General features: G+C 62.0%; 1 protein-coding gene. It reads left to right on the top strand.

The window, feature by feature from the left end; genetic code table 11:
* Positions 1 to 53: 53 nt before the first annotated feature.
* A partial coding sequence (locus FV228_RS32385; RefSeq protein ID WP_147858027.1) for a helix-turn-helix domain-containing protein occupies positions 54 to 519 on the top strand: 466 nt, incomplete at its 3' end.

The following is a 519-nucleotide window of genomic DNA, read 5'->3' as shown; positions in this document are numbered from 1 at the left end:
TGTTTGGTCCCGTTGTGTGGTGATACATCGGGTGCCACATGGAGGGACGCGCTATGGGACAGATTCTCCACGGCAGCGCCACAACGACAGAGACGGTCCGTCGGGCAATCCAAGCTCGTAAAGAGAGCGTGAGAGCCGCGGCGAAGCATTATGGGATCAGCCCGACCACCGTGCAGAAGTGGCGGTCACGTCCGACCAGCACCGATGCGCGGATGGGACCGAAGGAGCCTCATTCCACGGTGCTGAGCCTGGAGCACGAGGCGGTCATCGTCGCCTTTCGCCGGCATACCCTGCTGCCACTGGATGACTGCCTCTACGCGCTTCAGGCCAGCATTCCGCACCTGACCCGCTCAAGTCTGCATCGCTGTCTCCAGCGTCACGGCATCAGTCGGCTGCCGGAGGTCGACGGCGACAAGCCCAAGCGTTCGCGCTTCAAAGCCTACCCGATCGGCTACTTCCACATCGACATCGCACAGGTCAGCACCGAACAAGGCAAGCTCCACCTGTTCGTTGCCATCG

It is taken from the genome of Methylobacterium sp. WL18 (assembly GCF_008040015.1).
GTDB classification, from domain to species: Bacteria; Pseudomonadota; Alphaproteobacteria; order Rhizobiales; family Beijerinckiaceae; genus Methylobacterium; species Methylobacterium mesophilicum.
Note: the sequence above shows the minus strand (reverse complement) of the source record. Positions and strands in the feature narration are given on the sequence as shown.